Source organism: Pseudomonas saponiphila (assembly GCF_900105185.1).
Taxonomy (GTDB): Bacteria; Pseudomonadota; Gammaproteobacteria; order Pseudomonadales; family Pseudomonadaceae; genus Aquipseudomonas; species Aquipseudomonas saponiphila.
In genome coordinates this window covers 38807-63478 of sequence record NZ_FNTJ01000003.1, presented here as the reverse complement: position 1 = coordinate 63478, position 24672 = coordinate 38807, and the positions used below count along the sequence as shown (strand labels likewise).

The following is a 24672-nucleotide window of genomic DNA, read 5'->3' as shown; positions in this document are numbered from 1 at the left end:
ATTCCGCCTGGCCAACCACACTCTGGAAACTTAGTTAGTGGATGATGGCCTCAAGACCATCACGGAACTTGTTGGCCCCACCATTAGCTGGGTGCCTAACTTTGGTCGCGGAAATACCCGCTGCCCGGAGGATGTCGTCTGCCTTGTTGCCAACCGCCACAAAGGTAGCAGTCGGGTAATGCAGCCGGAGCAGGTTGAGCGCTGGAAGGCCAAGCAGAACCTCTTCATCGGACGGTGTGCGATTGGTGTGTGGCTGGCCAGGGTGATGAGGGTGGAGTTGAACTGAGTTCCAGAGAATCACGTCGCCGGCGATCCCCAGCTCACTGAGTTTCCCCCACACGATAGTGGCTGAAGGTTCGCTGAATGGCTTCCCTCGATCAGTGAGCCGGCCCTGCAACTCCGGCATCCGCGGAATCTTCCCTTCAAGCAGTAGCCGCTCGGAGGTGAATGCAACGCCACTGTACCGACACCCCTGATAGCCAGGAGCTTCACCTACGAGGATCAGCTTGGCATCGCAATCGAGGTGAGCGGCCAGACGGGCGATCTTGTTCTCTATGGTGTTGATGGGCAGGTCATGTGGGCAGCTTTGCCGCCAAGGGTTAAACAGTCCCGGCCTACCGACCGGCAGCGTATCGACCAGCTGGGTTGCCAGTTGCAGGGCGCAAAGCTTCATCAAAACTCTTCCTCAGCAATAACGAGGCTTTGCGGATAGGTACTCCACTTGCCGTTTGGTGGTGAAACTTGCTCGACGATAACGCGGGTTCGCTTGGTTTCCACGACGCGCAGCAGTCCGACATGCTTCATAGCCGGGTCACGGAACATGACCAACTGGCGTCTGCGCAGCTGACGAATGTTCAGGTGTTTTTGCCCATCTTCCCGCAGGCCTTTGAGCTCATTGAGTGCGGCCGTACTGGCGGCAAACTTGGTAAGGTCGATCCCTCTGTTCAAGCAATGTCGATGGAGGGCGTCGCGGAGTTTATCCGCCTCACCGCTCTGGTGAATCCGATCGAGGATGGTATAGAACTCGGGATTGTGTACCGAGCCGTCGTATCTGCGGCCGAGGATGACCTGGACGAAGTGGCCGAACTCGTGGGCCATGGTGTGCGTCAGGACATTCAGGAGGTTGATCTCTCCCTGGAAGTATTTGCGCTGATGCACCTCTTTTGCGGTCAGCCATTTGCAAATGTTCTCCGGGTCCGACTTGCTGGCGATCATCTTGATCCCATAGGTCAGGGTCATATCAGCATTGCGCCGCACATCCCGAGCATGGGTGAGGCAGGTCTTGCGGCCACTCCCAAGACGCACCGTAAGACTGGCATTGGGGTTGTGTTTTAAGGCCCAGCCAATCCGTGGTTTCCACAGGAGGTCTTCGGTAATCCGGCACATGGCCATGCCGACTGTGTTGTGGTTCATCCCTACTCCCAATCCGCTTGAATGCCCCGATTCTATGGCTGCCCCTCTGCTCGGGCACTCCAAGTGGGCTGCGTGAATGCTGGCGGACTGGGTTGGTTGCCAAATTTATGCCGCCAATTTCTTAATTGATGATGGCAAGTGGCCCATTTTGTGGCGTAATCAGCACTTTGACTGCCAGGGAACATCACTGGGCATCTTCGAAGAGGGAACTTCGCAAGCCTGCTGCTTCGCAAACCCCCGCTTCACCGGCCCCACTTCATCCTGGTCGTCGAAATCGCCCCGTTACAATGCGAACGCCACCCGAATATCTTGGCGCGCTCTCCTATTGAGCACGCCAGCTGGAATCAGGCCTGAGAGAGGCCCGAATAAATGGAGAGGACTGGAATGCTTAGCACCCGTGTGATGCGTCCCACCGCGCTGGCTGTTGCCGTTGCTGTGGGCCTGAGTGGCTGTGCCACGATTGATCGTACCGTCGCCGAGAACGACAGCTGGGTTAGCTGCGTGGGTGGCGGCCTGATGGGCGCACTGGCTGGTGCAGCGGTTGGTGCTGCGACAAAGGGCGATGGCAAGGCCATTGCTATTGGCGCGGTAGCTGGCGCTGCTGTCGGGTGTGGCGCTGGCCTGCTCTACAAGAAGCGGGTTGACCGCTTGCAGGCCATCGCCAAGGAAGAAGGCCTGCAAATGAAGGTGCGCGAGCTGAAGGCGGTAGAAACTCCCGCCACCGCTGGCCAGGCTGCCAAGTTCAAGCCGGTGGGCATCGAGGCCGAGCTTCAGCTTCAGGAAATGTTCCAGGTAGGTTCTGCCGTGATCACTCCCGAGGGCTACCGCAAGCTAACCCGTGTTGCGGGTGAGTTCGTCGAGAAGCGCGAGGCGGCTGCTCAGGCTCAACCCGGTCAGGCACAGCTGCCCCGCAAGAAGGTTCTGGTCGTTGGCCATACCGACTCGACCGGCCCGGCTGAGCTGAACCAGAAACTGTCCGAGCAGCGCGCTCGTGCCGTTGGTGAGATTCTGGCGGCGGCCGGCGTTGCCAAGTCCGACATCTACTATCAGGGCGCTGGCGCTTCCCGCCCGATCGCTTCGAACACCACTGAGCAAGGTCGCGCCGACAACCGTCGCGTCGAGTTCATCGAGGTCGAGAACGAAGAGCTGCTGGTCAAGCGCGTGCAGGATGAGCGCAACAACTCGAAGTACCTGGCACACGGCACCGCGCCGGCAACCAAGGTCAAGCCTGCCCCGACCAAGCCGGCACCGGTGGTGAAGAGCGAGCCAGCTGTACAGGCTCCGGTCGTTAAAGCACCGGCTGTTCAGGAACCAGCAGTCACCGCTCCAGCCCCGGCCCCGGTATCCGCCCCGGCCACCATCGCGCTCGACGGCAAAGGCGGCATCGACTTCGGCGGCAAACTGGTCACCACCACCAATTCGACCCTGGCCAGCGGCATCCAGCCGAAGACTTCGGATTTCGAACTGATCAGCACCGCCTACGCCAGTGCGCCGGTCAGTTCGTGCGTGGGCGACATGCCGCGCGTCGAGGGTGAGGTGAAGAACCTCTCGACTGGCCAGCCGCTCAATGAGTACGCCACCACTGAGTTCTTCCCCGGCCTGAACGGCAAGCCGTGGGGTGCTGCGGTGAATGGCCATGTGGCGTCGGTCGGCCCGGTGGCCATCCTGCGCGATGAGGCACAGGTCGCCCAGAACCCGACCATGCAGTTCATCAGCAACTACAAGTCCAGCAACAAGAAGCAGACCCAGCCCTATCAGGCCTTGGCCAACACCTACGAAGGTGAAACCCAGGTCCTGTACCGCGTCTTCGCCGTCGACCAGAAGAAGTCGCCGGTCAGCTGCATGGACATCGTTTTCGACAAGCGCGCCGGTAATGCGGTGGCTGGCGAGATCTATTACCCGAAACAGGGTGACGCCTACGTCGCTCAGTTCCAACCAATTCGCCGCTAAGAGAGGCTTTCAAGCATGAGCGAACTTATCCCGACGTTCTTCTCCCTGTACTGGCACATCCTCCTGGCCGTTGTTGCCACGATGTTCCTCGCCATCGCCATCATCGTGAACTGGTACGAGTTCCGTTACTGGATGATGAAGGTGCGTCTGCGCTTTCCCGGCATCGGCCGAATCGCGACTTGGGTGAAGAACCCTGGCGAGCGCGAGAAGCCTAGCGAGAAGAACCCCAACGCCGTTGGTTTCAACACTTCCGAGAGCGAGCTCTGCGGGGCATACAACACCTACTACCAGGACCATCTTCCTTCGGAAGCCAACTTCCGTCGCAACCAGGACTATCTGGCCAAGATCGACGAAGACGGTCGCCGCGAGAAAGGCTGGGGCCTGTGGACGCTGATCATCGTCCTGATGCTGATCGAGGCCTCGGCATTCGGCTTCGCCTTGGCACCGTTCGCGCTGACGCTCGCCACCCCCAACACTGCTCTGGGCGGCGCATTCGCCATCGGCCTGGTCATCAGTATCATTGGCCTGTTCCTGAGCGAGTTTGCTGGCCGTCAGCTCTACCTGAACAGCGTCGTCGGCAAAATCATGTCCTACGAGAACATGCGCCGCGGCCAGGACATGATGAAGACCCACATCATCACCATCGACAACACCCATGCCGATGATGAGATGCAGCCCTTCCAGCAGATGCTGAACCGCGTGAAGGTGCCGAAAAACGGCGAAATGCCGGCCAAGCGCTATGGCGTCCTGATCGCCTACGGCATCTTCATTACGGTGCTCGCCGTGGCGGCCTTCTGGGTGCGTACCGAAACCCTGAATGCTCAGGAAGCCCAGCTGGTCGAGAACCCGCCTGCGGTCAGCCAATCGGCAGACGACTTCCCGGTTTCCGGTGCTGCTGAAGACGACTTCCCGATGCCATCTGACATGAACAGCATGTCCGAAAGCGTCGCCGGCAAGTCTGCTCAGGATCAGATCGATGCCATGCACCGCGCCTCGCTGGTCACCTTCGCTGTTCTGTCGGTCCTGTTCATTTTCATCCAGGTGACTTCGACCTTCCTGGCCTACATGTTCGGCTTCGCCGGCACCCATTCGCGTAAGGCTTGGGAGCTGACCCACAAGTTCGCCAGTGCTGCTGACTTCGTGCGCTATCACGAGAGCCGTGCCCGCTCGATCGCTCATGATGCCCAGTCCTCTCTTGGCAAACTCCAGGCGATGCAGGTGAACGTATTCCGCGCGAATGGCGAAGATCGCGAGAAGCTGCGTGCAGACATGCTGAGCCGCACTTTCATGACGTTCATAGCCGAGCGCGAGGGTGAAGCCGCATTCAAGGCCCAGAAGGAAAAGCTGGACGCCCTGAGCAAGGAAGGGTTGGCTGTCATCGAAACCTACATGAAGAAGACCATCGAAGACCTCAACGCCGCGATTGCAGTCAACGACAACGCACGTATCGCCGAGATCATCCGTGTGGCGCGTCCTCGCTTTGCAAACGCGACTGATCCTTCGGTTGTGGCCTACCAGAAGCAATTCAAAGGCGTGGTAGATGTATTCGGCGCAACTCTGGATGAACCAGTGCCGACCGCTGCCCCCGCTCCTGCACCGGCCCCGGTACAAGCAGCTGCACCCCAGCCTGTCGCCCAACCAGCACCAGCACCTCAACCTGTTGCTGAGCCGGCCCCGGCAGTAGCAGCCCCAGCACCAGCACCCCAGCCGATTGCCGAGCCTGCGCCGGTGGTTGCAGCAGCTCCGGCTCCGGCCGCAGCGCCAGCACCAGCACCTGAAGCAGCCTTCAACCACAACGCTTGGGGTGACCTGACGGTGTTTGAGGCTGACGACATGGAATACGTTGCTGGCAAGAAGGGCGTGGATGTTGCCCTGCTCCAGCGCGCTCGCCGCCTCCAGCTGCTCGACAAACAGGGGGCCTGATGAAACTCAAGAGCCTCCTGCTGGCTCTGGCTATTGCGCCCGCCGCCCTCGTGGCAGCGGAGCGCAATGAAGTCCCGAGCTGCTATGCGCAAGCGAAGATCAGTGAGTTCCGGGCCGAACCTTCGGGCCGGATGCTGACGGTCGTCGTCGATCAGACCACGCCACTGACGCAAGACCTTCAGCGAACTGCCTGGGGTCACATCAAGCGCTTCATGAAGCCCGGCGACAAGATCCGCCTGTACTCTTTCAGCGCCTACCTGGAAGGTCACTACACTCGCCTGCAATTCGCCGGCGAGCTGGAAAACCCGATCAGCGAGGACATCCTCGGCAGCGTGCCGATGATGGGAGCACGCAAGCTGGACCAGTGCCTCAAGAGCCAGCCCAAGGTGCTGTTCCAGCGCTTTGGCAAAGCGTTCGCCGGCACAATGGGCAAGTCCAGCTCAGACATCCCGCGCAGCGAAATCCTGTTCAGCATGCAGTCGATCGGCGAAGACATCAGCAAGGCCGAGGGCGTGAATGAGCACGTCATCCTGCTCATGTCGGACATGCTCGAATACAGCGACTTCGGCAGCTTCTACCAGGCCAACGGCATCCGGGACATCAACCCGGCTACCGAGATGGCCAAGGTCGAGAAGCAGAACCTGCTGGCCGACTTCAGCGGTGCGCGCGTCTACGTTCACGGGGCAGCATTCGTGCCGACGCAGAACAAGAACGGGTACCGCAGCGGCAAGATGATCCAGAACCTCGAATCTTTCTGGAAAACCTACTTCAGCAAGTCAAACGCCGATTTGGCAGGCTTCGGGAACCCCGAGCTCACCATCGCGGTGGAGTAACAGAAGGCCCGTCGAGAGACGGGCTTTTTCATTTCAGGGCACGCCCTCCCTTTCCCTCCCGCATCAGTTCGCCCCCGAAGTTCACGGGCCATGTTTGGCCATAGAATCGTGAGGCCCTCGTTTAGACTCGGCGATCATCACCGATATCGCTTGCAGCCAGGCCCCATGCTGACCAACCCATCAAAACAAACCGTTACTGCCCATCACGCCCCGGTGCGGTTTCAGCTTCTGGCCATCGTCCCACACCTCAACTCAGCAGCACTTGGCTATTCACTGATCTGGAAGGGGGCTGTTGGCCAGACAGAGGATTGCCATATCCCCAGCGGATCAGTCGTCACCGCGAGCAAATCGAGCGCGATCGGCCTGGCCATCTCTGTTGTAGAAGGCTGGGCATATAGCGGCAGCGTTCCGATGAACCTGGTGGACGCGGCGAAGTGCCGACTTGAGGCTTTCGAGGCCAGCGATCAGGTATCGATCATCCTGATCCGGGCAAATCGTCTGGTCATCGACCGGCTCAGGTTGGCGGCACCGGTGCCAGCACAAGAACTCCCTACCCCTCCCGGCCGCTGGCAGTTCGCCTCTGGCCAGGTTGCCCACACTCCAGATCACAGAACCCAATCAGAGGTGCCCGATGTCCTCATTTGAAACAGCCGCGTCCAAGTTCTTTGGCAAAGTTGAGGCTGAGCCATCGTCCAATCTTGAGCGCATGATGCTCAACTCCCCTGGGCTGTGCCTGATCGCCTCCGATGACGCTCTCCTGCGCCGCCGGCTGCTGGCATGCATGGCCTCCGTCGAGATTCGCCGGCAGGCTGATTCCTCAGCGAACAGCGCCAAGAGCATCAGCATCCTCGCGAACGGCGATGCACAAGACATGGCACTCGCGCTCATGAGCCTCGACTCGCTGTTTGATGCAAATGAGGTCGATCTTTCGAGTCACGTTCTATTCAGAACGGCACCTCAGTCATTCGAGAGGCTTGGGGCTCTGGGGATTGTCTGCTCGGCAGAGCGGGTGGATGGCACTGATGAGGCGCAGAGCGGTTTTCCGCCGCTGCACTTCGACCACAAGGTGTTCACGTTCACAGCGCTGGTTCACTCCATAAAGCAGGCACCAGAGGGCTCGGTGTTCTTCCTGGAGAACGTCCACGCGCTGGCACCGCTTCCGGATTGCACCCTGACCGCTTCCCTTCGAGAGCTGCGGAACTTGGCCTACAGCCACAATTGCTATTTCTATGCAGGCTGCGCAACGGCCGGGACGTTCCCAAGCAGCGCGATCGCAGAGGGTAAGTTCCATTCTCTGCACCCTGACGTTTCAGGCAGTGAGACCTTCAGTGACTGCCTGATCAATATGCGGGTGGATGCTGATGACGATGTTGTTTTCGGCTACGCCGAGTCGCGTTGGTTTGCATGGTCTGAGGTTACACTCTGACGGTCGCTGTGCCTCCGGTACCTCACACAAGTGAACATCTCTTCTGACAAGGACTAAAGATGGCAAATCAATACACGATCAAGAATTTGCGCCCGACTACGACCGCCCTGCGAGCAACCTACTGCACGCTCTTCATCTTGATGGTGGCTTCAGTGACCTACCTGGGTTTTACTATTGCAGTTCAACCGGAAGGGACGGAGATCTACAAGCACGCCATCGGCGTTTTCCCAATTTGGATGCAAATAGTCGTGGCGGGAGTAATTGCGATCACGCTCCTGTTATTGGGTCTTTTCAGCTGGCAAACACTACCAGCCCCCGCCAGCAAGGTTGCGGAGCTGAATGCAACAGCAGACAGCTTTCTGTCAGAGCACATCCAGCGTCTATCCAAAGACCGTAGCATTACCCGCAGCGAGCTGAAGCTACTGCGCAGCTACCAACCACAGGCCTGACGCAGCACCAGCGCCAGCACCGGATACTGACTGTTCTCGATGCGTTGAGACAGTCAGTCCCATCCCCCAAGCGTCACCCACACTCCCCCGCCTCGCTCCCTCTCGCGATTGCCTTCTACGCTGAAGCGCTACCAGTTTCGCCCGCCCTGCACCGCTCGATTCCGCCGTTACAGTGACTATCACTTCAGTCATAAACGCCAGAGGGCACGACCATGAATGACATGCGCAAGAAAGGCCTGGCAGCGGCACTGTCTGCTGTCGAGAAACAGCTGGGCAAAGCCCCCATCCGTTACACGACCAGCGATGGGTCAGTAAAGCGTCCGCTGGTGTACTCCACCGGCTCTCTCTCTCTGGACATTGCTACCGAGTGCGGCGGCCTACCTGCCGGGCGCTTCGTGGAAATCTATGGGGGCGAATCCAGTGGCAAGACTACCTTGTGCCTCCAAGCAATCGCTCATGCACAACGCCTCGGCGCAACGTGCGCCTTCATTGATGCCGAACACGCTCTGGAACCCAGCTATGCCCAGCGAATCGGTGTGAACCTGGAAGAAATGCCTGTCATTGCTCCTGATACTGGTGAGCAGGCTTTCCAGATCATCGAGACCCTGATCCTTTCGGGTAGCGTGGACATTATCGTGGTCGACAGTGCTGCCGCCCTGCTGCCCAAGTCGGAGGCCATGCACATCACCCCCGAGATGAGTTCAGCTCAAGCAACCATGATCGGGTTCGCCGTCAAACGCCTGACCCCGTTGGTGGCACGGCACAACACTCTGGTCATTTTCACAAACCAGATCCGCTCGCACTTCGATGGTATCGACGGAGAGACAGAGGTGACCCCATGCGGTCACGCGCTGAAGCACTACCTGAGCATGCGAATCTGCATGCGCGCAAATACACAGCAGCACAACAAACCTCTGCCTGGCTCCGAAGTCCTGTGCACCATCGTGAAGAACAAGCTTGGACCGCAGTTTGCCGAGGCCACGCTGTACCTCAACTATGGGGTTGTGCGTGAGGTCGAGCTGGCACGTATCGGCCTTGAGTACGAGGTGCTGACCAAGAAGCACGGCGTGCTCTACTACGGGGACGTGTGCCTGGGCAGCAAACCAAGCGAGATGCGGGCTGCTTTGGCTGAAAACCCGCAGGTGGCCACCCAAATCGAGATGGATATTCGAGATCGAGCTGGGATCACCGGCGATCTCAAGGAAGCAGCGTGACAAGGGGGGCAATGCCCCCCTTTTCTATTCAGAAATCACGTTGTTTGTCGTTATCTATGTCTCGATCAGGGCCTCCAAACTTCGCGTCTTTCTTCCCATCGTTGTCCAAGTCCGTATCCCAGCCGCCCTTGTCCTTGTCGATTTTATTGTCGTTATCAACGTCACGGTCATACCCGCCGCCCCAAAATCCTGCTTATGATCATTGTCGAGGTCGCGGTCATTTCCTCCTGCCCCGTGATCGGTCTTCCCGTCATTATCGAGGTCACGGTCTGAGCCGCCGAACTGATAGTCCGTGCGACCATCGTTATCGAGGTCAACGTCCGCAGCGAATGTGGGCAACGACATAGCGCACACCAGCATGGCAAGGCTAATTAAGCGCAGCATCAACAAAGACTCCTTCCTGAATATCCGTAATGTCTGACACCGGTTATGCATGCTCGTTCGTTACTGTAAAGTTGCGTTTTCAGAAAGCTTTCGCCTGGTGCCACGCTGAAGCATCAGTCTTATCGGATAGGGAGTATCGACATGGGTTTGCGCTTTTCCAAGCGAGTGACATTGCTGCCAGGTGTGCGGGTCAACCTGAGCGGCTCTGGAGTTGGGCTTTCTTTGGGCCCTCGCGGCGCTTCTGTAAGCGTCGGGCGAAGCGGGGTTTATGGAAACCTTGGCATCCCAGGAACAGGCCTTTCCTACCGTACCAAGTTATCGGGCGGCGCTGCTCAGGGACGCTCTTCCTCCAGGCAAGCCACTCAGCCGGTTCAGGTCATCGTCACACTCAGCGATGATGGCGAACTCAGTTTCAGAGACGAGACTGGTGCGCCGGTACCACCAGCAATCGTTAAGCAGTTCAAGGCCGAGAATCGGGATGCTCTCCAGGGCATGCTTGAAGCTGCTGCCGTGCGGATGAATGAAGACCTCGAAGCCTGCCTGAATATCCACATGGGCACCCCGGCCCCTGGCTCCGTCGTCCCGGCTCCAGCGGCCTTCGATGAATCGAGCAAACCGGTAGAGCCTCCGCACCAGAAGATTGGCTTCTTCGATCGATTGTTCGGCAAGGCTGCTGCCATCGAAGAGCTTAATCGTCAAATCTCCCAGGGCTATCAGGAGAATCTTTCTGAGTGGTATCAGGAGCAGCGGGCGCATGAAACGCGCCGGGCTCAAATCGTAGATGCGATGAAGCGACTACCTCAGAATGATGTTCCGGCAATGGAAGTCGTCGCTGAGTACCTGCTAGACCGGATCACCTGGCCGAGAGTGACAAACATCGGCTTCGGGATTTCAGCTTGTGGCCGCGTAGTAGGCATCGACCTTGACCTTCCGGATGAAGACGAGATCCCAGCCACCTCAGCTGTGGTAGGAAAAGACCGACTCAACTTCAAGAAGCGCTCAGAAGCTCAATCCCGGCGTGATTTCGTTTTCCTCGCCTATGCCTCTGCATTCCGTGTAGCTGGCGAGCTTTTTGCCGGACTGCCGACCATCGATAAGGTCGTTATCTCCAGCTACGTCCAGCGCCAGTGCACCGGTACCGCTCAAATCCGCGACGAGTACGTCATGTCTACCATCATCGACCGAGATGGTTGGAGCCTGATCAACTTCAGCCAACTGAGTGATATCGACCCGGCCTCTACCATTGGGATGTTCCCGCTGCGCGTGAAGCTGGATCGGTCATCTCGGCTGCAAGAGATCACGCCGTTCGAGATGTCCGACTCTTACGCCTGAGCCAGCAAGCGCTCAATTCTCAGCGCCATCTACAAGCGCCCTGCTGCCTCCACTTGGCAGCAGGTTCTCTACCCCGCGCCATCCCAATCCGCCCCTGCGCCTGAATCCCTTGCCGTTACTGTATGGCTAGGACTAGGACTCACCGCGATTTGGCAACCCCCACTTACGTCGTGGATTGCGGATTTCGGAGCACCGTGACCGGCCGTTTCGGTTGATCGTGACCGGTCATTTCGCTAACGCGTGACCGCTCATTTCGGTAGCAACGTGACCGATTTTCCGCCTGTTCCGAAACAGGTGGTCACGGCTTACCGAAATCGCCGGTCACGACTTAGCGAAAGCCTTCCCCTTCGTTGCGCATGACCTGATGCGCCGCCATCCTCGACCGATTTCGGGAGAGGAAGATGGCGGCGCCGCGAGTAGCCATGCGAAACATCAAAGAATGTCTGCGCCTCAAGTTTGAGGCCGGCTTGTCCCACGAGAAGATTGCCCGTGCCTTGCAGCTGTCCAAGGGCGTGGTTAGCAAGTACATCGCGGCGGCGCGGGTGGCCGGGCTGGACTGGCCGGCGCTGGTGGCCATGGACGAGGCCGCGCTGGCGGCCGCCTTGTTTGCACCGACGTCGACGAACAAGCCGCGCGGTGAGCGAGTGCTGCCCGATGTGCTGAGCATCCACCGCGAGTTGCGACGCAAGGGCGTGACCTTGCAGCTGCTGTGGGAGGAATATCTCGCCGCGCATGCGGGCCAGCCGACCTACCGCTACACCCAGTTCGTCGAGCACTACCGGCGCTACGCCCAGACGCTCAAACGTTCGATGCGTCAGCTGCACCGTGCGGGCGAGAAGCTATTCATCGACTATGCCGGGCCGACGCTGCCGGTGGTCGACCCGGCCACCGGCGAAGTGCGCCGGGCGCACATCTTCGTCGCCGCCCTGGGCGCCTCGAATTACACCTATGCCTGCGCGACGCCAGGCGAAACCCAGGTGGACTGGCTGACCTCGCTGGGCCAGGCTCTGACCTACTTTGGCGGCGTGCCGGAAATGGTTGTGCCGGACAATCCGCGCGCCCTGGTCGCCCAGCCGGATCGCTACGAGCCGGGCCTGAACCGGGCCACGCTGGAGTGCGCGCGTCATTACCAGACGGTGATCCTGCCGGCACGGCCACGCAAGCCTCAGGACAAGGCCAAGGCCGAGGTGGCGGTGCAGGTGGTCGAGCGCTGGATCATGGCGCGGCTGCGCCATCGGCAGTTCTTCAGCCTGCATGCGCTTAACCAGGCCATCGCCGAGCTGCTGGAGGATCTGAATCGGCGCCCGTTCAAGCGGCTCGATGGCTGCCGGCGCGACTGGTTCGAGCGCCTGGATCGCCCGGCCTTGCGAGCGCTGCCGGTGCATCCCTACGAGGTCGCCACCTTCAAGCGCTGCAAGGTCAGCATCGACTACCACATCGAGGTCAATGGCAGCTTCTACAGCGTGCCCTCCGCCCTGGCCCGGCAGAACGTGGACGTGCGACTGACGGCACACACCCTGGAAGTGCTGCATGGCAACCGGCGGGTGGCCAGCCACCTGCTGCTGGGGCGACGCGGCGCTTACAGTACCCAGCGCGAGCACATGCCCGCGGCGCACCAGGCGCATCGCGAATGGACGCCACAACGCCTGCTCGACTGGGGCGCGCGGATCGGCCCCTACACGCGCCAACTGATCGATCACCAACTGACCCACAAGCCGCACCCGGAGATGGGCTACCGCGCCTGCCTCGGCCTGCTCTCGCTGGCCCGGCGCTATGGCAATGCACGCCTGGAAGCCGCTGCCGAACGTGCCGTACACCTGCGCGCCTTCACCGGGCGCAGCGTGCGCAACCTGCTCCAGCAAGGCCTGGATCAACAGCCGCTGCCCCAGCGTGCCGCCGAAACGACCTTACCCGGCGACCACGAGAACGTCCGTGGCGCCGACTACTACCAACCCCCGCAACAGGAGCTGTTCGATGATGCCGCAACACACCCTGAATCAACTGCACCAGCTACGCCTGGACGGCATGGCCCGCGCCCTGGAAGAGCAATGGACGCTGCCGGCCAGCCACAGCCTGAGCTTCGATGAACGCCTCGGCCTACTGCTCGACCGCGAACTGGCCTGGCGTGACAACCAGCGCCTGGTACGGCTGCGCAAGAAGGCCAAGCTCAAGTACGCCAACGCCTGCCTGGAAGATCTCGACCGCCGCACCGGACGCGCCCTGGACGAGCGTCTGATCGCCACCCTGGCCAGTGGCGACTGGATCCGCCAGCAGCACAACCTGCTGCTGACCGGCCCGACCGGTGCCGGCAAAACCTGGCTGGCCTGCGCCCTGGGCAACCAGGCCTGCCGCCAGGGCTATAGCACCCTGTACCTGCGCACCCCGCGCCTGCTGGAACAACTGCGCATCGCTCATGGCGACGGCAGCTTCGGCCGTACCCTGCAACAGCTGGCAAAGGTCGACGTCCTGGTGCTGGACGACTGGGCGCTAGCCCCGCTGGAGGAAGGAGCCCGGCATGACCTGCTGGAGGTGATCGACGACCGCGCTGGCAGCCGCTCCACCATCCTGACGAGCCAACTGCCCATCGAGCACTGGCACGGCTGGATCAACGACCCGACCCTGGCCGATGCCATCCTCGACCGCCTGGTGCACAACGCCTACCGACTGACGATGAAAGGCGAGTCGCTGCGCCGAAAAAAAGCCGAGGAACAAGCCGCATCGTGACCGATGCGATTACAATCCAGAACCCGCGCAACCGGGGTGGAAGCACCGGTCACGTATTAGCGAAACGCTCGGTCACGTTCACCGAAATCCGCAGTGGATCGCCGTCAAAGCGTGAGATACTTAGAAAAGTAGGGTTTTTTATGCGAGCGGATGAAATGATCTGGTTTCTACAGGGACAATCGAGTCAGCGTGATGTTATTGCTGGTGCCATGGAGGCCATTCAGGGGCGCGTCCCCGTTATGGCATCGCACCGCCAAGTCCGCCCCGAGGTAACCGAAGGTGCGGATATCGTCCTTAAAGAGCCTGACAGCGACAGTGATCGCGTCCAGTGGGCCATCGATGTCGCCAAGCACCGCGGCGTGAAGGTCATGCACGTAGGTCGCGCAGGGCGTGAGTTTGAAGATCGCCGGGGCGAGTTCGAATCCTTGGGGATTGATCTGGTAACTGGCGGGCTCTCGATCAAGACATTCGATCAGGTTGATGACAAGTCGGTATTCACTGCCGAAGCCGAAGCCGCTGGGCTGGCCGTCATCCCGGCAGTGACCGTCAGCAATGCTGCTGAGCTCAAGGCTGCAATTGATAGCATGCGGGGCAAGCACCAGGTGTGCGTAAAGCCAGCTCGCGGCATCTATGGCATGGGCTTTTGGCGGCTCGACGCAGAGGCTGATCCTTTCCGTTGCTTTGCCAACGCCGGCGATCACACCGTCAATGAGTCGGTCTTCGTACAGGCCTATGGTGACAGTGCCAACCAGAAGCCTCTGCTGGTCATGCCCTATATGGCTGGTTCCGAGTGCTCTGTGGACATGGTGCTGCACAAAGGGAAGGTCATCGCCTATTGCGGGCGTCGCAAGGAAGGCATGTACCAAACCTTCAGCTTCGAAGGCCCGGCCGTAGAACTTGCGATTCAAGCTGCCGAGCACTTCGGGTGTGATGGGATTATCAACGTCCAGACCCGTGATGATAGCGAGGGCACTCCCCACCTCCTGGAGATCAACCCGCGTTACTCGGGTGGTATCGGCTATACCCGGCTTGCCGGTATCAACCTGCCAGGCATCTTCGCGGCCTCTCGGCTGGGGTTCGATCACCCGCCTGTCGAAATGCTCACCGGGGTGATGCTTAAGGGCATTCCTACGCCTGTTCGCGTAGATAACCTGTTTCCAAAGTCAACTTTGACTGCATAATGCCAGTACAGGTTGGCACCATCGTGTCTAATTCGATTAGCTAGAGAGTTCAGGGAAGATGCTCAATTTGCCTGCCGGCGCAAATGCGCCAGTCAACACCTCTGCCATAACATTTACGCTGAGCAGCCAAGATCCCCAAGCCTGGGATCGAGCTGGGGTCGCCCTAATCCCTGTGGATGAGAAGCGTAACCCCTGTGGGCCGGCAGCTTTGCTCGCCTCCGAGGCGCATTGGAATGACTGGTTCGAGAGTGCTGGCAACGTCGGGTGCAACTTGCGCCTGGCTGAGCTGCCTGCTGAAGCCAGCCGGGTTCTGGTGGTGGTCTACACCTACGACGCTGCATGCCCGTTGGAGTTTGTTCGAAGCCTCGAACTCAAAATCAATGAAACCATCAGCATCCAGAACTCGCTACAAGGGATGGGCGAGGCTGCGCTGATCATTGCTGAGTTCTACCTGCGCAACGACCAGTGGAAAGTCAGATCGCTGCATGAGGCCAGCGCCTATGGCCTTGCTGCCTTTGGTCGCCGGATTGGCCTGAGTGTGGATGACTCGCATCCCTCTAAAGGCAGCTCTGGCCCAGGCCGACCGCGCGACAACGAAAGCTGCGCCTCTGCTACAGGCACTGGTTTCGCCGTCTCCAAGAACCACATCATGACGTGCGCCCACGTCATACGAGATATGCGCCGTTACCGGATGCGCTCTCTGGCTGGCAACTATGACCTGGAATACGTCATGGTTGATGAAACCAACGACCTCGCACTGCTTCGAGTCGTTGGCAAGGTGGACCTTGAACCTGTCGTGTTCAAAGATGGGCCTAGCATCAATCTGGGCGAGGCAGTGGTAGCCGTGGGCTATCCGCTCTCTGGGCTCACTGGTGGATCTGTTGCCGTGACTCAGGGCGGAATTTCGGCCCTGACCGGCGTCCGTTCTGACTCCAGCGTCTTGCAATTCACAGCGCCCATCCAGCCTGGGTCGAGTGGGAGTCCTCTGTTCGATATGGCTGGCCAGGTCACGGGGATGGTCACATCGGCTGTGACTGATGCGCAGAACATGAACTTCGCCGTGAAAGCCTGCCTGGCGATGTCCTTCCTCGAAGCGGCACATCTTGTACCTCAGCGATCACACTCTGGGCCCAGCATGGCCGCCCATGAGCTGGTCCGGAAGGTTCAGTCATCTCTCTGGATGATCGAGGCTCAGGCTTAAGTAGCCTCCCTTGAATTGAGATTGGCCGCCGTTACGTTCATTGAACACCCATTTTGGATGTCTGCTGTATGAATGAAGTTTCCCACAACGCACGAGTGCTAAGCGCCGACCTTTTGAGAGGCCGGCTCTCTGTGCGAGTCACCGCCGCAGATGCTTCGCCTGAAGCCCTGTTCGGTTTCGCTGAGCGCCGCAATCCAAAGCGTGCCTTTCTATTCGTGTCCAAAGTGCTTGGCCGCCATATCCCGGTCGCGCCTTCGGTAATGCAATCGAGCTTCGAATCGCTGGCGAAGAAGATCCCATCTGACCTCCCTGGCCCTGTTCTGTTTATCGGCATGGCAGAAACTGCCGTTGGCCTTGGTGCAGGTGTTCATCGCGCATATTCCAAAGGTCGAGATGACACTCTGTATTGGGTCAGCACCCGCCATCCGGTAGGGACTGAGCTGTTCGCTCGATTCGAAGAAGAGCACAGCCATGCGAGTGCTCACCTGCTCCACATGCCGATCGATCCCGAGCAGCGTGAGTTGCTGATGTCAGCCCGGTCTGTCGTTCTGGTCGATGATGAAGCCTCAACTGGCAACACCTTCATCAACTTGCTCTCGGCACTTCAGGAGGCGGGGCTCTCTCAGGTAGAGCGAGTGGTAACCGTCACCCTGACGGACTGGTCCGAGGGCGCTGTAGCTCGCCGTATCGGCTCTCATGCCGAATCGGTGTCCCTGATGTCGGGCTCGTTCCAGTTCGACGAAGATCCGGAAGCACCAATGCCGGAGATGCCCGAGGTTGGGACGGTTGCAGCCGGGGAATGGCCGCTGGTCCCATCAACAGACTGGGGCCGTCTTGGTGTTACCCAGCACATGGACACCCTCGCGCCTGATTTTCGTGCAGCGTCCGGTGAACGCATCCTAGTGATCGGCACCAGTGAATACGTCTGGCGGCCATTCCTGCTGGCAGAGCGCCTTGAGAAGCAAGGTGCACAGGTTCACTTCGGTTCCACAACCCGTTCCCCTATTGCCCTGGGGCACGCCATTGGCCATGCGCTGTCGTTCTCCGACAACTATGGGCTGGGCATTCCGAACTTCATTTACAACGTGGCACCCGGTCAGTACGACAGGGTGATCATTTGCTGCGAAACCCCTGTGCAATCAGTCGATCCGCGACTTGTTGAGACACTCCAAGCCGAGGTTATTTCTGATGGCCAATAACAAACCGCTCATTTTCGTCGACCTGGACGATACCCTTTTCCAAACCGCCCGGAAGATGGGCCAGGGAGAGCGTTTCCCGGCAACTCTGGACGTTGATGGCAACCCCAACGGCTACATGAGTTCGGTGCAGAAGCAATTCGTTGAGTGGCTGATCGCCAGCGCTGATGTTGTTCCTGTAACAGCCCGTAGCGTTGAGGCCTACAGCCGCGTCAAGCTGCCATTTACACAAGGTGCCATCTGTTCTCATGGTGGGGTGATCCTTACTCCAGATAACCAGCTGGACGAGCAGTGGCACGCCCAGATGGAGAGCGACCTCGCGCACATCCAAGGTCGCCTGCAAGGGCTCAGCGACACCACCTTGCAGATTGGTACCGATCTGGGCCATTCACTGCGTGGCTGGGTGGTTGAGGAAGCAGGCCTTGAGCACTACGTAGTGACCAAGCGCAATGGCGATGACGATGCAGTGCTTACTGAGGTACTAGGGGTCGTTAAGTCCCGCGGGCTCCTGGAAGATTTCTATGTCCATGGCAACGGCAACAACCTGGCCTTCCTTCCCCATGCCCTGCAAAAGCAACGCGCAGTTCAAGAGTGGATTTCCCGTGATCTGAAGATCAACGGTGAACGCCCTCGACTGGGCTTCGGTGACTCCGTTTCTGATCTTGGTTTCATGACCGAATGCCACTGGTGGGCAACGCCGCGTGTTGGCCAGCTTGCAAGCCGAGTTGTGGAGGCGCTTATCCATGATTGAATTCGCAACTGTGGGTTCCGGCTCCTATCACCCGTCTGACGTTCACTTTCTGCTGCGTCCGATGCAGATCGACGCAACGCCGGTTGAGGAAAAGGAACGCCTGATCCAGACCAATCAGCGCCACTACTCGGAAATGATCAGCACTGAGTCTGCCCCTACGCAGACTCACATGGACCTCTATGCCCGAGCCCTTGCCCAGAATGGGCAGAGAATGGCGACCGATGTGGTATCCCTCGCTATGGCGCTGAACGCGCTATACACCGGGCCCACGATTGCACTGGTCTCCTTTGTGCGTGCTGGCCTCCCGCTGGGCGTGCTTCTGAAGCGCTGCCTCAATGATCTGGGCCGCGATGCCTCTCACTATGGGTTGAGCATCATTCGGGACCGTGGCATCGACACGGTAGCCCTCGAAGCGGTCATCAAGAAGCATGGTGCCGAGAACATCGTCTTCGTAGACGGGTGGACCGGGAAGGGAGCTATCTCTGGCGAAATTCGCCGCAGCCTCGCGGGTGACGCCCGTTTCCCTGCCGATCCACGCCTCGTTGTGCTGGCTGATCCTTGCGGTAAGGCCTGGCTGTCGGCATCTGCTGAAGACTGGATTATTCCGTCTGGCATCCTGGGGGCGACTGTCTCAGGTCTGGTGTCGCGTTCGATCTGGCCACAGGACGGTGGCCTTCATGGGTGTGTGGTCTATGAGCACCTGAAAGATTGCGATGTCACCCGCGGCTTCGTTGATGACATCCATGCGCTGACCGAGAAGGTAGAGAGCGCTCCCGTATCGATGCCGTGGACTGCCGAGCAAGCTCAAGCACTCCAAGCCAGTGCGCTAGGCGTCGTTAATGGCCTGGCTGCCAACCATGGCATCACGAACCTCAATCGCGTAAAGCCGGGCATCGCTGAAGCTACGCGAGCCGTCCTCCGTCGCGTTCCTGACCATGTACTGGTCCGGAGCCGAGATGATGAAGACGTTCAACTGCTGATGCACCTGACGGAAAACGCGGGGATCGCGGTCGAAGAAGCCGGTGAACAGCTTGGGCCTTACCGGGCAGTGACGATCATAAGGAAGGTGAACTGATGAAGAAGGTATCCCCATTTGCACTGGGTGCCACCCTGTACATGCCCGCTACTCGCACCGACCTGCTCAGCGTGGTGATGGGTGAAAAGCTGCAAGGCCTGCGCTCACTGGTTGTCTGCCTGGAAGATGCCGTATCTGAGATCGACCTGGATGTAGCTCTGGCGAACCTCGGAACGCTCCTGATGGATATTGACCGCCGCGGCGGGCGTCCAGAGGATGGTCCGATGATGTTCGTCCGCCCTCGGAATGCTGATATGGCTGCGAAGCTCTCCGCCTGGCCGCTCATGCGCCATGCAGATGGCTACGTCATGCCGAAATTGAACCTCAACAACATTGACGCATGGGCAAAGTCGGTCGAAGGCACCGATCTGTATCTGATGCCTACCTTGGAAACCAAGGAGGTGTTTGACCCAACCGCAATGGTAGAACTCCGAAATGCGCTTCTGGAAACCATTGCTGATCGCGTCATCGCTCTCCGCATTGGCGGGAACGATCTGATGGGTTGCCTTGGCCTGCGCCGGCCGCAGTCCACCACCCTCTACCAGACCCCGATGGGTTATGTCATTCCCATGCTGGCTGGTGTTATGGGGGCAGCCGGCTTCGCGCTCACCGCCCCGGTGTTCGAGCAGATTCACTCCCAGGACCTGCTCAAGGCGGAACTCGACCTGGATATGGCACACGGCTTGGTAGGCAAGACCGCCATTCATCCGAGCCAAGTAGCCATCATCCATCGCGCCCTGCAAGTCAGCATTGATGACTTGAACAGCGCGAAGGCGATCCTCAGCGATGCTGCGCCTGCCGTCTTCCAGTTCAACGGGGCGATGTGCGAGCCAGCGACTCATCTGAAGTGGGCAGAAAATATCGTTGAGCGTGCCCGCTGGCATGGGCTCCGGACGGATAAGACTGCCAATCTCTCGGGCGCACCCCTGACTCTGATCGAGGCAGCTGGCTAATGCAGTATCAGCAGCCCAATAAGCCGGTTCTATCGGTGTTCGATTTCGATGGGACACTGACCTACAGAGATAGCTTTACGCTGTTTCTCAGGAGGGAATTTGGCATCCGCACTTATGCAATTGGGCTGCTGCGAATGACATTGCCTTCGCTGAAGTTTTTACTAGGTATTTCAAGTCGGGATGAATTGAAGCAGCGGCTGATCAATACCTTTCTATGCGGCATTTCGGCCGATAGCCTGGCTCAGCTTGCTGAGGATTTTTGCGAGAAATCTTGGCCGACTCTCATGCGCAGCAAGGCTTGCGCTGGTGTTAGCGAACAGGTGAACGCGGGGGCAACTGTCACCCTGTGTTCTGCCTCACCAGAGATTATCCTTCGGCCATTTGCACGAAGACTTGGGGTTGAGTTAATTGCAACCCGCCTGGAAGTGAGTAATGGAATTCTGACGGGCTTAATTGACGGGCAGAATTGCCGGCAAAGTGAGAAAGTATCGCGTCTAATTTCGGCTTATGGTGACCTGAAGAGTTTCCATATTCGGGCTTGGGGAGACTCTGCCGGCGACAAGCAATTGCTTGAAGCCGCAGACGAGCCTTATTACAGGTGGTTTCACTGAATACCGCTGCTTTTATGTGGGGAAAGCGGCACTTGCATCGTCCCACGCAATGGAGAGCAATAAAGATGGCACTTACTCTGACCAAAAATCAGTCGATCTCGCTGGCCAAAACCGCTGGTTCTTCTCTGACACAAGTCAGCATGGGACTGGGTTGGGACCCAGTGAAAAGCAAGGGGCTTCTGGGCAAACTGCTGGGCGGTGGCGGTGAGATCGACCTGGATGCTTCCTGCCTGCTGCTGGATGGCAACAAAGACCCGATCGACGTTGTGTGGTTCCGCCAGCTGGCCTCTAAGGATGGCTCCATCAAGCACAGCGGCGACAACCGCACTGGTGAAGGCTCCGGTGACGACGAGACGATCCATGTGGATCTGAGCCGTCTCCCGGCCGGCGTTCAGTACCTGATGTTCACGGTCAACAGTTTCACTGGGCAGACGTTCGACAAAGTAGAGAACGCTTACTGCCGCCTGATGAATCGCTCGAACAACACCGAGCTTGCCCGCTTCAATCTGAGCCAGAAAGGCAGCCACACCGGCGTCCTGATGGCTTACCTGTCGCGCAATGGTGGCGATTGGCAGCTGACCGCCCTCGGCAATGTGGCTTCTGGCTTCACTGTCCAGGAAATGGCCTCTGACGCTCGCCGGTTGATTGCGTAATGGCGTCCCTGGTACCGGGGGGCAATGCCCCCACTCCCAATGGCGAGCTAACCGTATCGGTCACTTACACTCCGATCTCTGGGGCTGACATTGATGTGTCGGCCTTCCAGTTGACCGGTACCGGCAAGGTGCGTGGTGATACCGACATGTGCTTTTACGGCCAGAAGAGCGTCTCGAACGGAGCGCTCACTCTGGTCGAAAGCAGCCCTGGTCGGGCTGTGTTCAAGGCGAACCTACAACGCCTTGATTCAGCCATCGAGAAGATCGCCCTCACTGCAACCATCTACGAGAACCGGGCCAAGTTCTCGGCCTGCCCATCGCTGAGTCTTCGGATCGAAGGCTCAGCAGGTGGTGAGCCTATCGACGCCTCCCTGACTACCACCGGAATGATGGAAACCGCCCTCATCTTGGGCGAGTTCTATATCCGCAATGGGCAGTGGAAGTTCCGAGTGGTTGCTCAAGGCTTTGCTGGTGGGCTGGAGCCTTTGGCCAAGAATTTCGGCATCGAAGTAGCAGCGGAACCCGCGGCTCCAGCACCTGCGCCAGCGCCAAAGCCTGCTCCTGCTCCTGCTCCTGCTCCTGCTCCTGCTCCTGCACCGGCACCGGCACCGGCACCGGCACCCAGCAAGATCAACCTCAGCAAGATCAGTCTCGACAAGAACCAGCGCTCGATCAGCCTGGAGAAGAAATCCGACTTTGGCGAGATCAAGATCAACCTGAACTGGAACCGTGGCAATTCAAAGGGCGGCCTGTTTGGCCTCGGCAAGGTAAAAGGCATCGATCTCGACCTTGGCTGTCTATTCGAGCTTCAAGATGGCTACAAAGGCGTCGTTCAAGCCCTGGGCAATGCATTTGGCAGTTTCAGAGATGATCCTTTCATTGAGCTAATGGGGGATGACCGTACCGGTGCTGTTTCAGATGGGGAATGGCTCCGCGTCAACGGCAAGCACTGGAACGAGATCAAGCGTATCTGTGTATTCGCCTACATCTACGAGGGTGCGCCGAATTGGGCATCCACTGATGGTGTTGTGACGATCTACATCCCGGATCAACCTCCGATCGAAGTTCGCATGAACGAGGAAGGTGGTCGTTTGGGCATGTGCGCTGTCGCACTACTTGAAAATGATCGAGGGGCCGTTAAGGTCAGTCGAGAAGTACGTTTTGTCAAAGACCACCTGGTGCTCGACAAGACCTATGGTTGGGGCCTGCGCTGGTCGGCCGGCTCTAAGTAACTGAACTGCTGAAAGGGGAGCTCATCCCCTTTCGGATGATGAGGAAGAAACATGCTCGATTGGCTGAAAAACAACGTCGAATCGGCCCGCTCCAAGCTCGCCCTTGAGGTCACTAAGTTTAAGAACCGTGACTTCATGGATGCTTTGGTTGCCGGTTGTGCTCTGGTCTCTGCTGCTGACGGGAACATCAGCGCAATCGAAAAGCAGCGCATGGCCGGGTTCATTCAAAACTCGGATGAGCTCAAGGTCTTCGATCTGAAGGACGTAATCACTTCCTTCAATGGCTTCTGCCAGAAGTTCGAGTTCGACGCCGAGATTGGCAAGGCTGAAGCGCTCCGTGCTGTAGGCAAGATCCGTAACAAGCCTGACGCCGCTCGCCTGCTTGTGCGGGTTTGCTGCGCCATTGGTAGCTCTGATGGACAGTTCGACGAAAGCGAGAAAACTGTCTGCCGCGGCATCTGTGTAGAGCTGGGTCTTAACCCCGCTGACTTTGGACTTTAAGGACTCATCATGGAAACAACTAGCACCGCTATCGGCTTTCCGCCGGCGACCCTTGCGGTATTCATCGGCCTGGCTGTGATCGCTCTTGCGATCGACCTGCTGACGCACAACAAGGACAAGCCCGTCACTCTTGCCAACGCCTCGATGTGGTCGATCTTCTGGGTTGCCATTTCGATGGTCTTTGCCGGTTATCTCTACATGACTCACGGGCCGGCAGTCGCGAGCCTGTTCGTCACTGGCTATGCCCTTGAGAAAGTGCTGTCCGTCGATAACCTGTTCGTGTTTATGGCAATCTTCGCCTGGTTCAAGATCCCTGACGGCTTGCGTCATCGTGTCCTGTACTGGGGCATCATCGGCGCAATTGTCTTCCGTGGGATCTTTGTGGCCATCGGTACCGGGCTGCTTGCTTTCGGTCCGTGGGTCGAGATTGTCTTCGCGGCAATCGTCGCCTGGACTGCGGTCATGATGCTTCGCTCTGGCGATGATGAAGACGAAGAAGAAGACTACTCGCAGCACATTGCCTACCGTTTCGCCAGCAAGCTGTTCCCGGTATGGCCGAAGCTCTACGGACACAACTTCTTCGTGAACCGCAACCAGCTTCAGGTTGAGCTTCAGAAGCCTGAGAACAAGGGCATGACCCTGGTTCAGAAGGGTTTCTGGTTCTCTACCCCGCTGTTCCTTTGTGTCTGCGTCGTTGAGATCTCGGACGTACTGTTCGCCTTCGACTCGGTACCGGCAATCATTGCCGTCAGTAAGGAACCGCTGATTGTTTACAGCGCCATGCTGTTTGCGATCCTCGGCCTGCGTACCATGTACTTCGTGCTGGAAGCTCTGAAGCGCTATCTGGTGCACCTGGAGAAGGCTGTGATCGCCCTGCTGTTCTTCATCGCTGGCAAGCTGGCGCTGAACGCAACCAATCACATCTGGCACCACGGTTACAGCATTGATCCGAATACCAGTCTCGCAATTGTCATGGGTGTACTGGCGATCGGTATCGTTGCAAGCGTTCTGTTCCCAGAGCGCGAAGAAGAAGCGAAAGAAAACGCTTAATCACAACAGCCATGTAAAGGAGTTGTTTCTATGGCACTTTCCCTGCAAAAAGGCGGCAACCTGTCGCTTGATAAAGTTGCCCCTGGCCTCGTAGAGATCATGGTCGGCCTTGGCTGGGACCCGCGCGCCACTGATGGTGCGGAGTTCGACCTCGACGCCAGTGCATTCATGCTCGGCGCGAACGGCAAGGTTACCGCTGAATCCGATTTCATCTTCTACAACCAGAAAGAATCGGTCTGTAAGTCGGTGATCCATACCGGCGACAACCGTACCGGTGCTGGTGATGGTGACGACGAAAGCCTGGTGATCAACCTTCCGAAGGTTCCGGCTCATGTTGAGAAGATCGTTTTCACCGTTACTATCCATGACGCTGATGCCCGTCGTCAGAACTTCGGCCAGGTAGGCGGCGCGTTCATCCGCGTCGTGAATCAGCAAGGCGGTGCCGAACTGGTTCGCTTCGACCTCGCTGAGGACTATGCAACCGAGACCGCCATGGAGTTCGCCGAGCTGTACCGTCATGGCGGCGAGTGGAAGTTCCGTGCCGTTGGCCAAGGTTATGCCGGCGGCCTGAAAGCCATGTGCGCTCGCTATGGCCTGAACCTGTAACACAACCGTACTCA

The 24672-nt window shown here is 58.6% G+C and carries 25 protein-coding genes; 22 read left to right on the top strand and 3 right to left on the bottom strand.

The window, feature by feature from the left end; genetic code table 11:
- Positions 1 to 34: 34 nt before the first annotated feature.
- Both BLV47_RS32705 and BLV47_RS32700 read right to left on the bottom strand, forming a co-directional pair.
- Complete coding sequence (locus BLV47_RS32705; protein WP_092320657.1) at positions 35 to 673, bottom strand: uracil-DNA glycosylase; 639 nt, start codon at positions 671 to 673, stop codon at positions 35 to 37.
- On the bottom strand, positions 673 to 1413 hold the full coding sequence (locus BLV47_RS32700; RefSeq protein ID WP_244168997.1) for a hypothetical protein: 741 nt from the start codon (positions 1411 to 1413) through the stop codon (positions 673 to 675). Before BLV47_RS32700 ends, BLV47_RS32705 begins: the two co-directional genes overlap by 1 nt.
- A gap of 384 nt (positions 1414 to 1797) precedes the next feature.
- Here BLV47_RS32700 and BLV47_RS32695 point away from each other — a divergent pair, with 384 nt between their 5' ends.
- The 7 genes from BLV47_RS32695 to BLV47_RS32665 all read left to right on the top strand — a co-directional run bounded on the left by BLV47_RS32695 (position 1798) and on the right by BLV47_RS32665 (position 9208).
- Entirely contained in the window at positions 1798 to 3363 is a 1566-nt protein-coding gene (locus BLV47_RS32695; protein ID WP_167365737.1) for an OmpA family protein, read from the top strand.
- Positions 3364 to 3378: 15 nt separating this feature from the next.
- Positions 3379 to 5286, top strand: a complete 1908-nt coding sequence (locus tag BLV47_RS36425) for a hypothetical protein (protein WP_208605337.1) — start codon at positions 3379 to 3381, stop codon at positions 5284 to 5286.
- The gene (locus BLV47_RS32685; protein WP_244168996.1) at positions 5286 to 6119 is read left to right on the top strand and encodes a hypothetical protein; all 834 of its coding nucleotides are present in this window, start codon (positions 5286 to 5288) and stop codon (positions 6117 to 6119) included. Before BLV47_RS36425 ends, BLV47_RS32685 begins: the two co-directional genes overlap by 1 nt.
- 165 nt (positions 6120 to 6284) lie before the next feature.
- Positions 6285 to 6764, top strand: a complete 480-nt coding sequence (locus BLV47_RS32680; protein WP_092320655.1) for a hypothetical protein — start codon at positions 6285 to 6287, stop codon at positions 6762 to 6764.
- Positions 6751 to 7545, top strand: a complete 795-nt coding sequence (locus tag BLV47_RS32675; protein WP_143038342.1) for a hypothetical protein — start codon at positions 6751 to 6753, stop codon at positions 7543 to 7545. The genes BLV47_RS32680 and BLV47_RS32675 overlap by 14 nt, the downstream gene beginning before the upstream one ends.
- Before the next feature lie 59 nt (positions 7546 to 7604).
- Complete coding sequence (locus BLV47_RS32670; RefSeq protein ID WP_092320653.1) at positions 7605 to 7994, top strand: hypothetical protein; 390 nt, start codon at positions 7605 to 7607, stop codon at positions 7992 to 7994.
- A 212-nt stretch (positions 7995 to 8206) separates the two neighbouring features.
- Positions 8207 to 9208, top strand: a complete 1002-nt coding sequence (locus tag BLV47_RS32665) for a recombinase RecA family protein (protein ID WP_092320652.1) — start codon at positions 8207 to 8209, stop codon at positions 9206 to 9208.
- Between the two features lie 54 nt (positions 9209 to 9262).
- On the opposite strand, the gene BLV47_RS32660 is transcribed toward BLV47_RS32665, so the two are convergent.
- Entirely contained in the window at positions 9263 to 9592 is a 330-nt protein-coding gene (locus BLV47_RS32660) for a hypothetical protein (RefSeq protein ID WP_341865642.1), read from the bottom strand.
- 141 nt (positions 9593 to 9733) lie between these two features.
- On the opposite strand from BLV47_RS32660, the gene BLV47_RS32655 reads away from it, so the two are divergent.
- From BLV47_RS32655 to BLV47_RS32585, 15 genes are all read left to right on the top strand, one after another.
- Positions 9734 to 10924, top strand: coding sequence for a DUF4236 domain-containing protein (locus BLV47_RS32655; RefSeq protein WP_092320651.1), 1191 nt, complete (start codon positions 9734 to 9736; stop codon positions 10922 to 10924).
- A gap of 401 nt (positions 10925 to 11325) precedes the next feature.
- Entirely contained in the window at positions 11326 to 13011 is a 1686-nt protein-coding gene (gene istA, locus BLV47_RS32650) for an IS21 family transposase (protein WP_062838241.1), read from the top strand.
- A complete protein-coding gene (istB, locus tag BLV47_RS32645) occupies positions 12899 to 13648 on the top strand; it encodes an IS21-like element IS1474 family helper ATPase IstB (RefSeq protein ID WP_062838242.1) in 750 nt (249 codons plus the stop codon). Before istA ends, istB begins: the two co-directional genes overlap by 113 nt.
- 155 nt (positions 13649 to 13803) lie before the next feature.
- Positions 13804 to 14829: an ATP-grasp domain-containing protein gene (locus BLV47_RS32640; protein WP_092320988.1), complete on the top strand. Its 1026-nt coding sequence runs from the start codon at positions 13804 to 13806 to the stop codon at positions 14827 to 14829.
- Positions 14830 to 14887: 58 nt separating this feature from the next.
- Positions 14888 to 16030, top strand: coding sequence for a trypsin-like peptidase domain-containing protein (locus BLV47_RS32635; RefSeq protein WP_092320650.1), 1143 nt, complete (start codon positions 14888 to 14890; stop codon positions 16028 to 16030).
- A gap of 68 nt (positions 16031 to 16098) precedes the next feature.
- Complete coding sequence (locus tag BLV47_RS32630) at positions 16099 to 17229, top strand: phosphoribosyltransferase domain-containing protein (RefSeq protein ID WP_092320649.1); 1131 nt, start codon at positions 16099 to 16101, stop codon at positions 17227 to 17229.
- On the top strand, positions 17219 to 17977 hold the full coding sequence (locus BLV47_RS32625; RefSeq protein WP_092320648.1) for an HAD family hydrolase: 759 nt from the start codon (positions 17219 to 17221) through the stop codon (positions 17975 to 17977). The genes BLV47_RS32630 and BLV47_RS32625 overlap by 11 nt, the downstream gene beginning before the upstream one ends.
- Positions 17970 to 19052 (top strand): cysteine protease StiP family protein, encoded by a 1083-nt coding sequence (locus BLV47_RS32620; RefSeq protein WP_092320647.1) that lies wholly within the window; start codon positions 17970 to 17972, stop codon positions 19050 to 19052. The genes BLV47_RS32625 and BLV47_RS32620 overlap by 8 nt, the downstream gene beginning before the upstream one ends.
- On the top strand, positions 19052 to 20005 hold the full coding sequence (locus BLV47_RS32615) for an HpcH/HpaI aldolase/citrate lyase family protein (RefSeq protein ID WP_092320646.1): 954 nt from the start codon (positions 19052 to 19054) through the stop codon (positions 20003 to 20005). The genes BLV47_RS32620 and BLV47_RS32615 overlap by 1 nt, the downstream gene beginning before the upstream one ends.
- Positions 20005 to 20616: an HAD-IB family hydrolase gene (locus tag BLV47_RS32610; RefSeq protein WP_092320645.1), complete on the top strand. Its 612-nt coding sequence runs from the start codon at positions 20005 to 20007 to the stop codon at positions 20614 to 20616. The genes BLV47_RS32615 and BLV47_RS32610 overlap by 1 nt, the downstream gene beginning before the upstream one ends.
- A gap of 65 nt (positions 20617 to 20681) precedes the next feature.
- Positions 20682 to 21269 (top strand): TerD family protein, encoded by a 588-nt coding sequence (locus tag BLV47_RS32605; RefSeq protein WP_092320644.1) that lies wholly within the window; start codon positions 20682 to 20684, stop codon positions 21267 to 21269.
- Complete coding sequence (locus BLV47_RS32600) at positions 21269 to 22501, top strand: TerD family protein (RefSeq protein ID WP_092320643.1); 1233 nt, start codon at positions 21269 to 21271, stop codon at positions 22499 to 22501. The genes BLV47_RS32605 and BLV47_RS32600 overlap by 1 nt, the downstream gene beginning before the upstream one ends.
- 51 nt (positions 22502 to 22552) lie before the next feature.
- Positions 22553 to 23002: a tellurite resistance TerB family protein gene (locus BLV47_RS32595; RefSeq protein WP_092320642.1), complete on the top strand. Its 450-nt coding sequence runs from the start codon at positions 22553 to 22555 to the stop codon at positions 23000 to 23002.
- Positions 23003 to 23011: 9 nt separating this feature from the next.
- A complete protein-coding gene (locus tag BLV47_RS32590; protein WP_092320641.1) occupies positions 23012 to 24052 on the top strand; it encodes a TerC/Alx family metal homeostasis membrane protein in 1041 nt (346 codons plus the stop codon).
- A gap of 30 nt (positions 24053 to 24082) precedes the next feature.
- Positions 24083 to 24658, top strand: coding sequence for a TerD family protein (locus BLV47_RS32585; RefSeq protein WP_092320640.1), 576 nt, complete (start codon positions 24083 to 24085; stop codon positions 24656 to 24658).
- Positions 24659 to 24672 lie beyond the last annotated feature (14 nt).

What these genes read in the sequence shown, in the direction of transcription:
- BLV47_RS32705 (WP_092320657.1), bottom strand. Translation starts at nt 673, where the DNA reads ATGAAGCTTTGCGCCCTGCAACTGGCAACCCAGCTGGTCGATACGCTG.
- BLV47_RS32700 (WP_244168997.1), bottom strand. Translation starts at nt 1,413, where the DNA reads ATGAACCACAACACAGTCGGCATGGCCATGTGCCGGATTACCGAAGAC.
- BLV47_RS32695 (WP_167365737.1), top strand. Translation starts at nt 1,798, where the DNA reads ATGCTTAGCACCCGTGTGATGCGTCCCACCGCGCTGGCTGTTGCCGTT.
- BLV47_RS36425 (WP_208605337.1), top strand. Translation starts at nt 3,379, where the DNA reads ATGAGCGAACTTATCCCGACGTTCTTCTCCCTGTACTGGCACATCCTC.
- BLV47_RS32685 (WP_244168996.1), top strand. Translation starts at nt 5,286, where the DNA reads ATGAAACTCAAGAGCCTCCTGCTGGCTCTGGCTATTGCGCCCGCCGCC.
- BLV47_RS32680 (WP_092320655.1), top strand. Translation starts at nt 6,285, where the DNA reads ATGCTGACCAACCCATCAAAACAAACCGTTACTGCCCATCACGCCCCG.
- BLV47_RS32675 (WP_143038342.1), top strand. Translation starts at nt 6,751, where the DNA reads ATGTCCTCATTTGAAACAGCCGCGTCCAAGTTCTTTGGCAAAGTTGAG.
- BLV47_RS32670 (WP_092320653.1), top strand. Translation starts at nt 7,605, where the DNA reads ATGGCAAATCAATACACGATCAAGAATTTGCGCCCGACTACGACCGCC.
- BLV47_RS32665 (WP_092320652.1), top strand. Translation starts at nt 8,207, where the DNA reads ATGAATGACATGCGCAAGAAAGGCCTGGCAGCGGCACTGTCTGCTGTC.
- BLV47_RS32660 (WP_341865642.1), bottom strand. Translation starts at nt 9,592, where the DNA reads ATGCTGCGCTTAATTAGCCTTGCCATGCTGGTGTGCGCTATGTCGTTG.
- BLV47_RS32655 (WP_092320651.1), top strand. Translation starts at nt 9,734, where the DNA reads ATGGGTTTGCGCTTTTCCAAGCGAGTGACATTGCTGCCAGGTGTGCGG.
- istA (WP_062838241.1), top strand. Translation starts at nt 11,326, where the DNA reads ATGGCGGCGCCGCGAGTAGCCATGCGAAACATCAAAGAATGTCTGCGC.
- istB (WP_062838242.1), top strand. Translation starts at nt 12,899, where the DNA reads ATGATGCCGCAACACACCCTGAATCAACTGCACCAGCTACGCCTGGAC.
- BLV47_RS32640 (WP_092320988.1), top strand. Translation starts at nt 13,804, where the DNA reads ATGATCTGGTTTCTACAGGGACAATCGAGTCAGCGTGATGTTATTGCT.
- BLV47_RS32635 (WP_092320650.1), top strand. Translation starts at nt 14,888, where the DNA reads ATGCTCAATTTGCCTGCCGGCGCAAATGCGCCAGTCAACACCTCTGCC.
- BLV47_RS32630 (WP_092320649.1), top strand. Translation starts at nt 16,099, where the DNA reads ATGAATGAAGTTTCCCACAACGCACGAGTGCTAAGCGCCGACCTTTTG.
- BLV47_RS32625 (WP_092320648.1), top strand. Translation starts at nt 17,219, where the DNA reads ATGGCCAATAACAAACCGCTCATTTTCGTCGACCTGGACGATACCCTT.
- BLV47_RS32620 (WP_092320647.1), top strand. Translation starts at nt 17,970, where the DNA reads ATGATTGAATTCGCAACTGTGGGTTCCGGCTCCTATCACCCGTCTGAC.
- BLV47_RS32615 (WP_092320646.1), top strand. Translation starts at nt 19,052, where the DNA reads ATGAAGAAGGTATCCCCATTTGCACTGGGTGCCACCCTGTACATGCCC.
- BLV47_RS32610 (WP_092320645.1), top strand. Translation starts at nt 20,005, where the DNA reads ATGCAGTATCAGCAGCCCAATAAGCCGGTTCTATCGGTGTTCGATTTC.
- BLV47_RS32605 (WP_092320644.1), top strand. Translation starts at nt 20,682, where the DNA reads ATGGCACTTACTCTGACCAAAAATCAGTCGATCTCGCTGGCCAAAACC.
- BLV47_RS32600 (WP_092320643.1), top strand. Translation starts at nt 21,269, where the DNA reads ATGGCGTCCCTGGTACCGGGGGGCAATGCCCCCACTCCCAATGGCGAG.
- BLV47_RS32595 (WP_092320642.1), top strand. Translation starts at nt 22,553, where the DNA reads ATGCTCGATTGGCTGAAAAACAACGTCGAATCGGCCCGCTCCAAGCTC.
- BLV47_RS32590 (WP_092320641.1), top strand. Translation starts at nt 23,012, where the DNA reads ATGGAAACAACTAGCACCGCTATCGGCTTTCCGCCGGCGACCCTTGCG.
- BLV47_RS32585 (WP_092320640.1), top strand. Translation starts at nt 24,083, where the DNA reads ATGGCACTTTCCCTGCAAAAAGGCGGCAACCTGTCGCTTGATAAAGTT.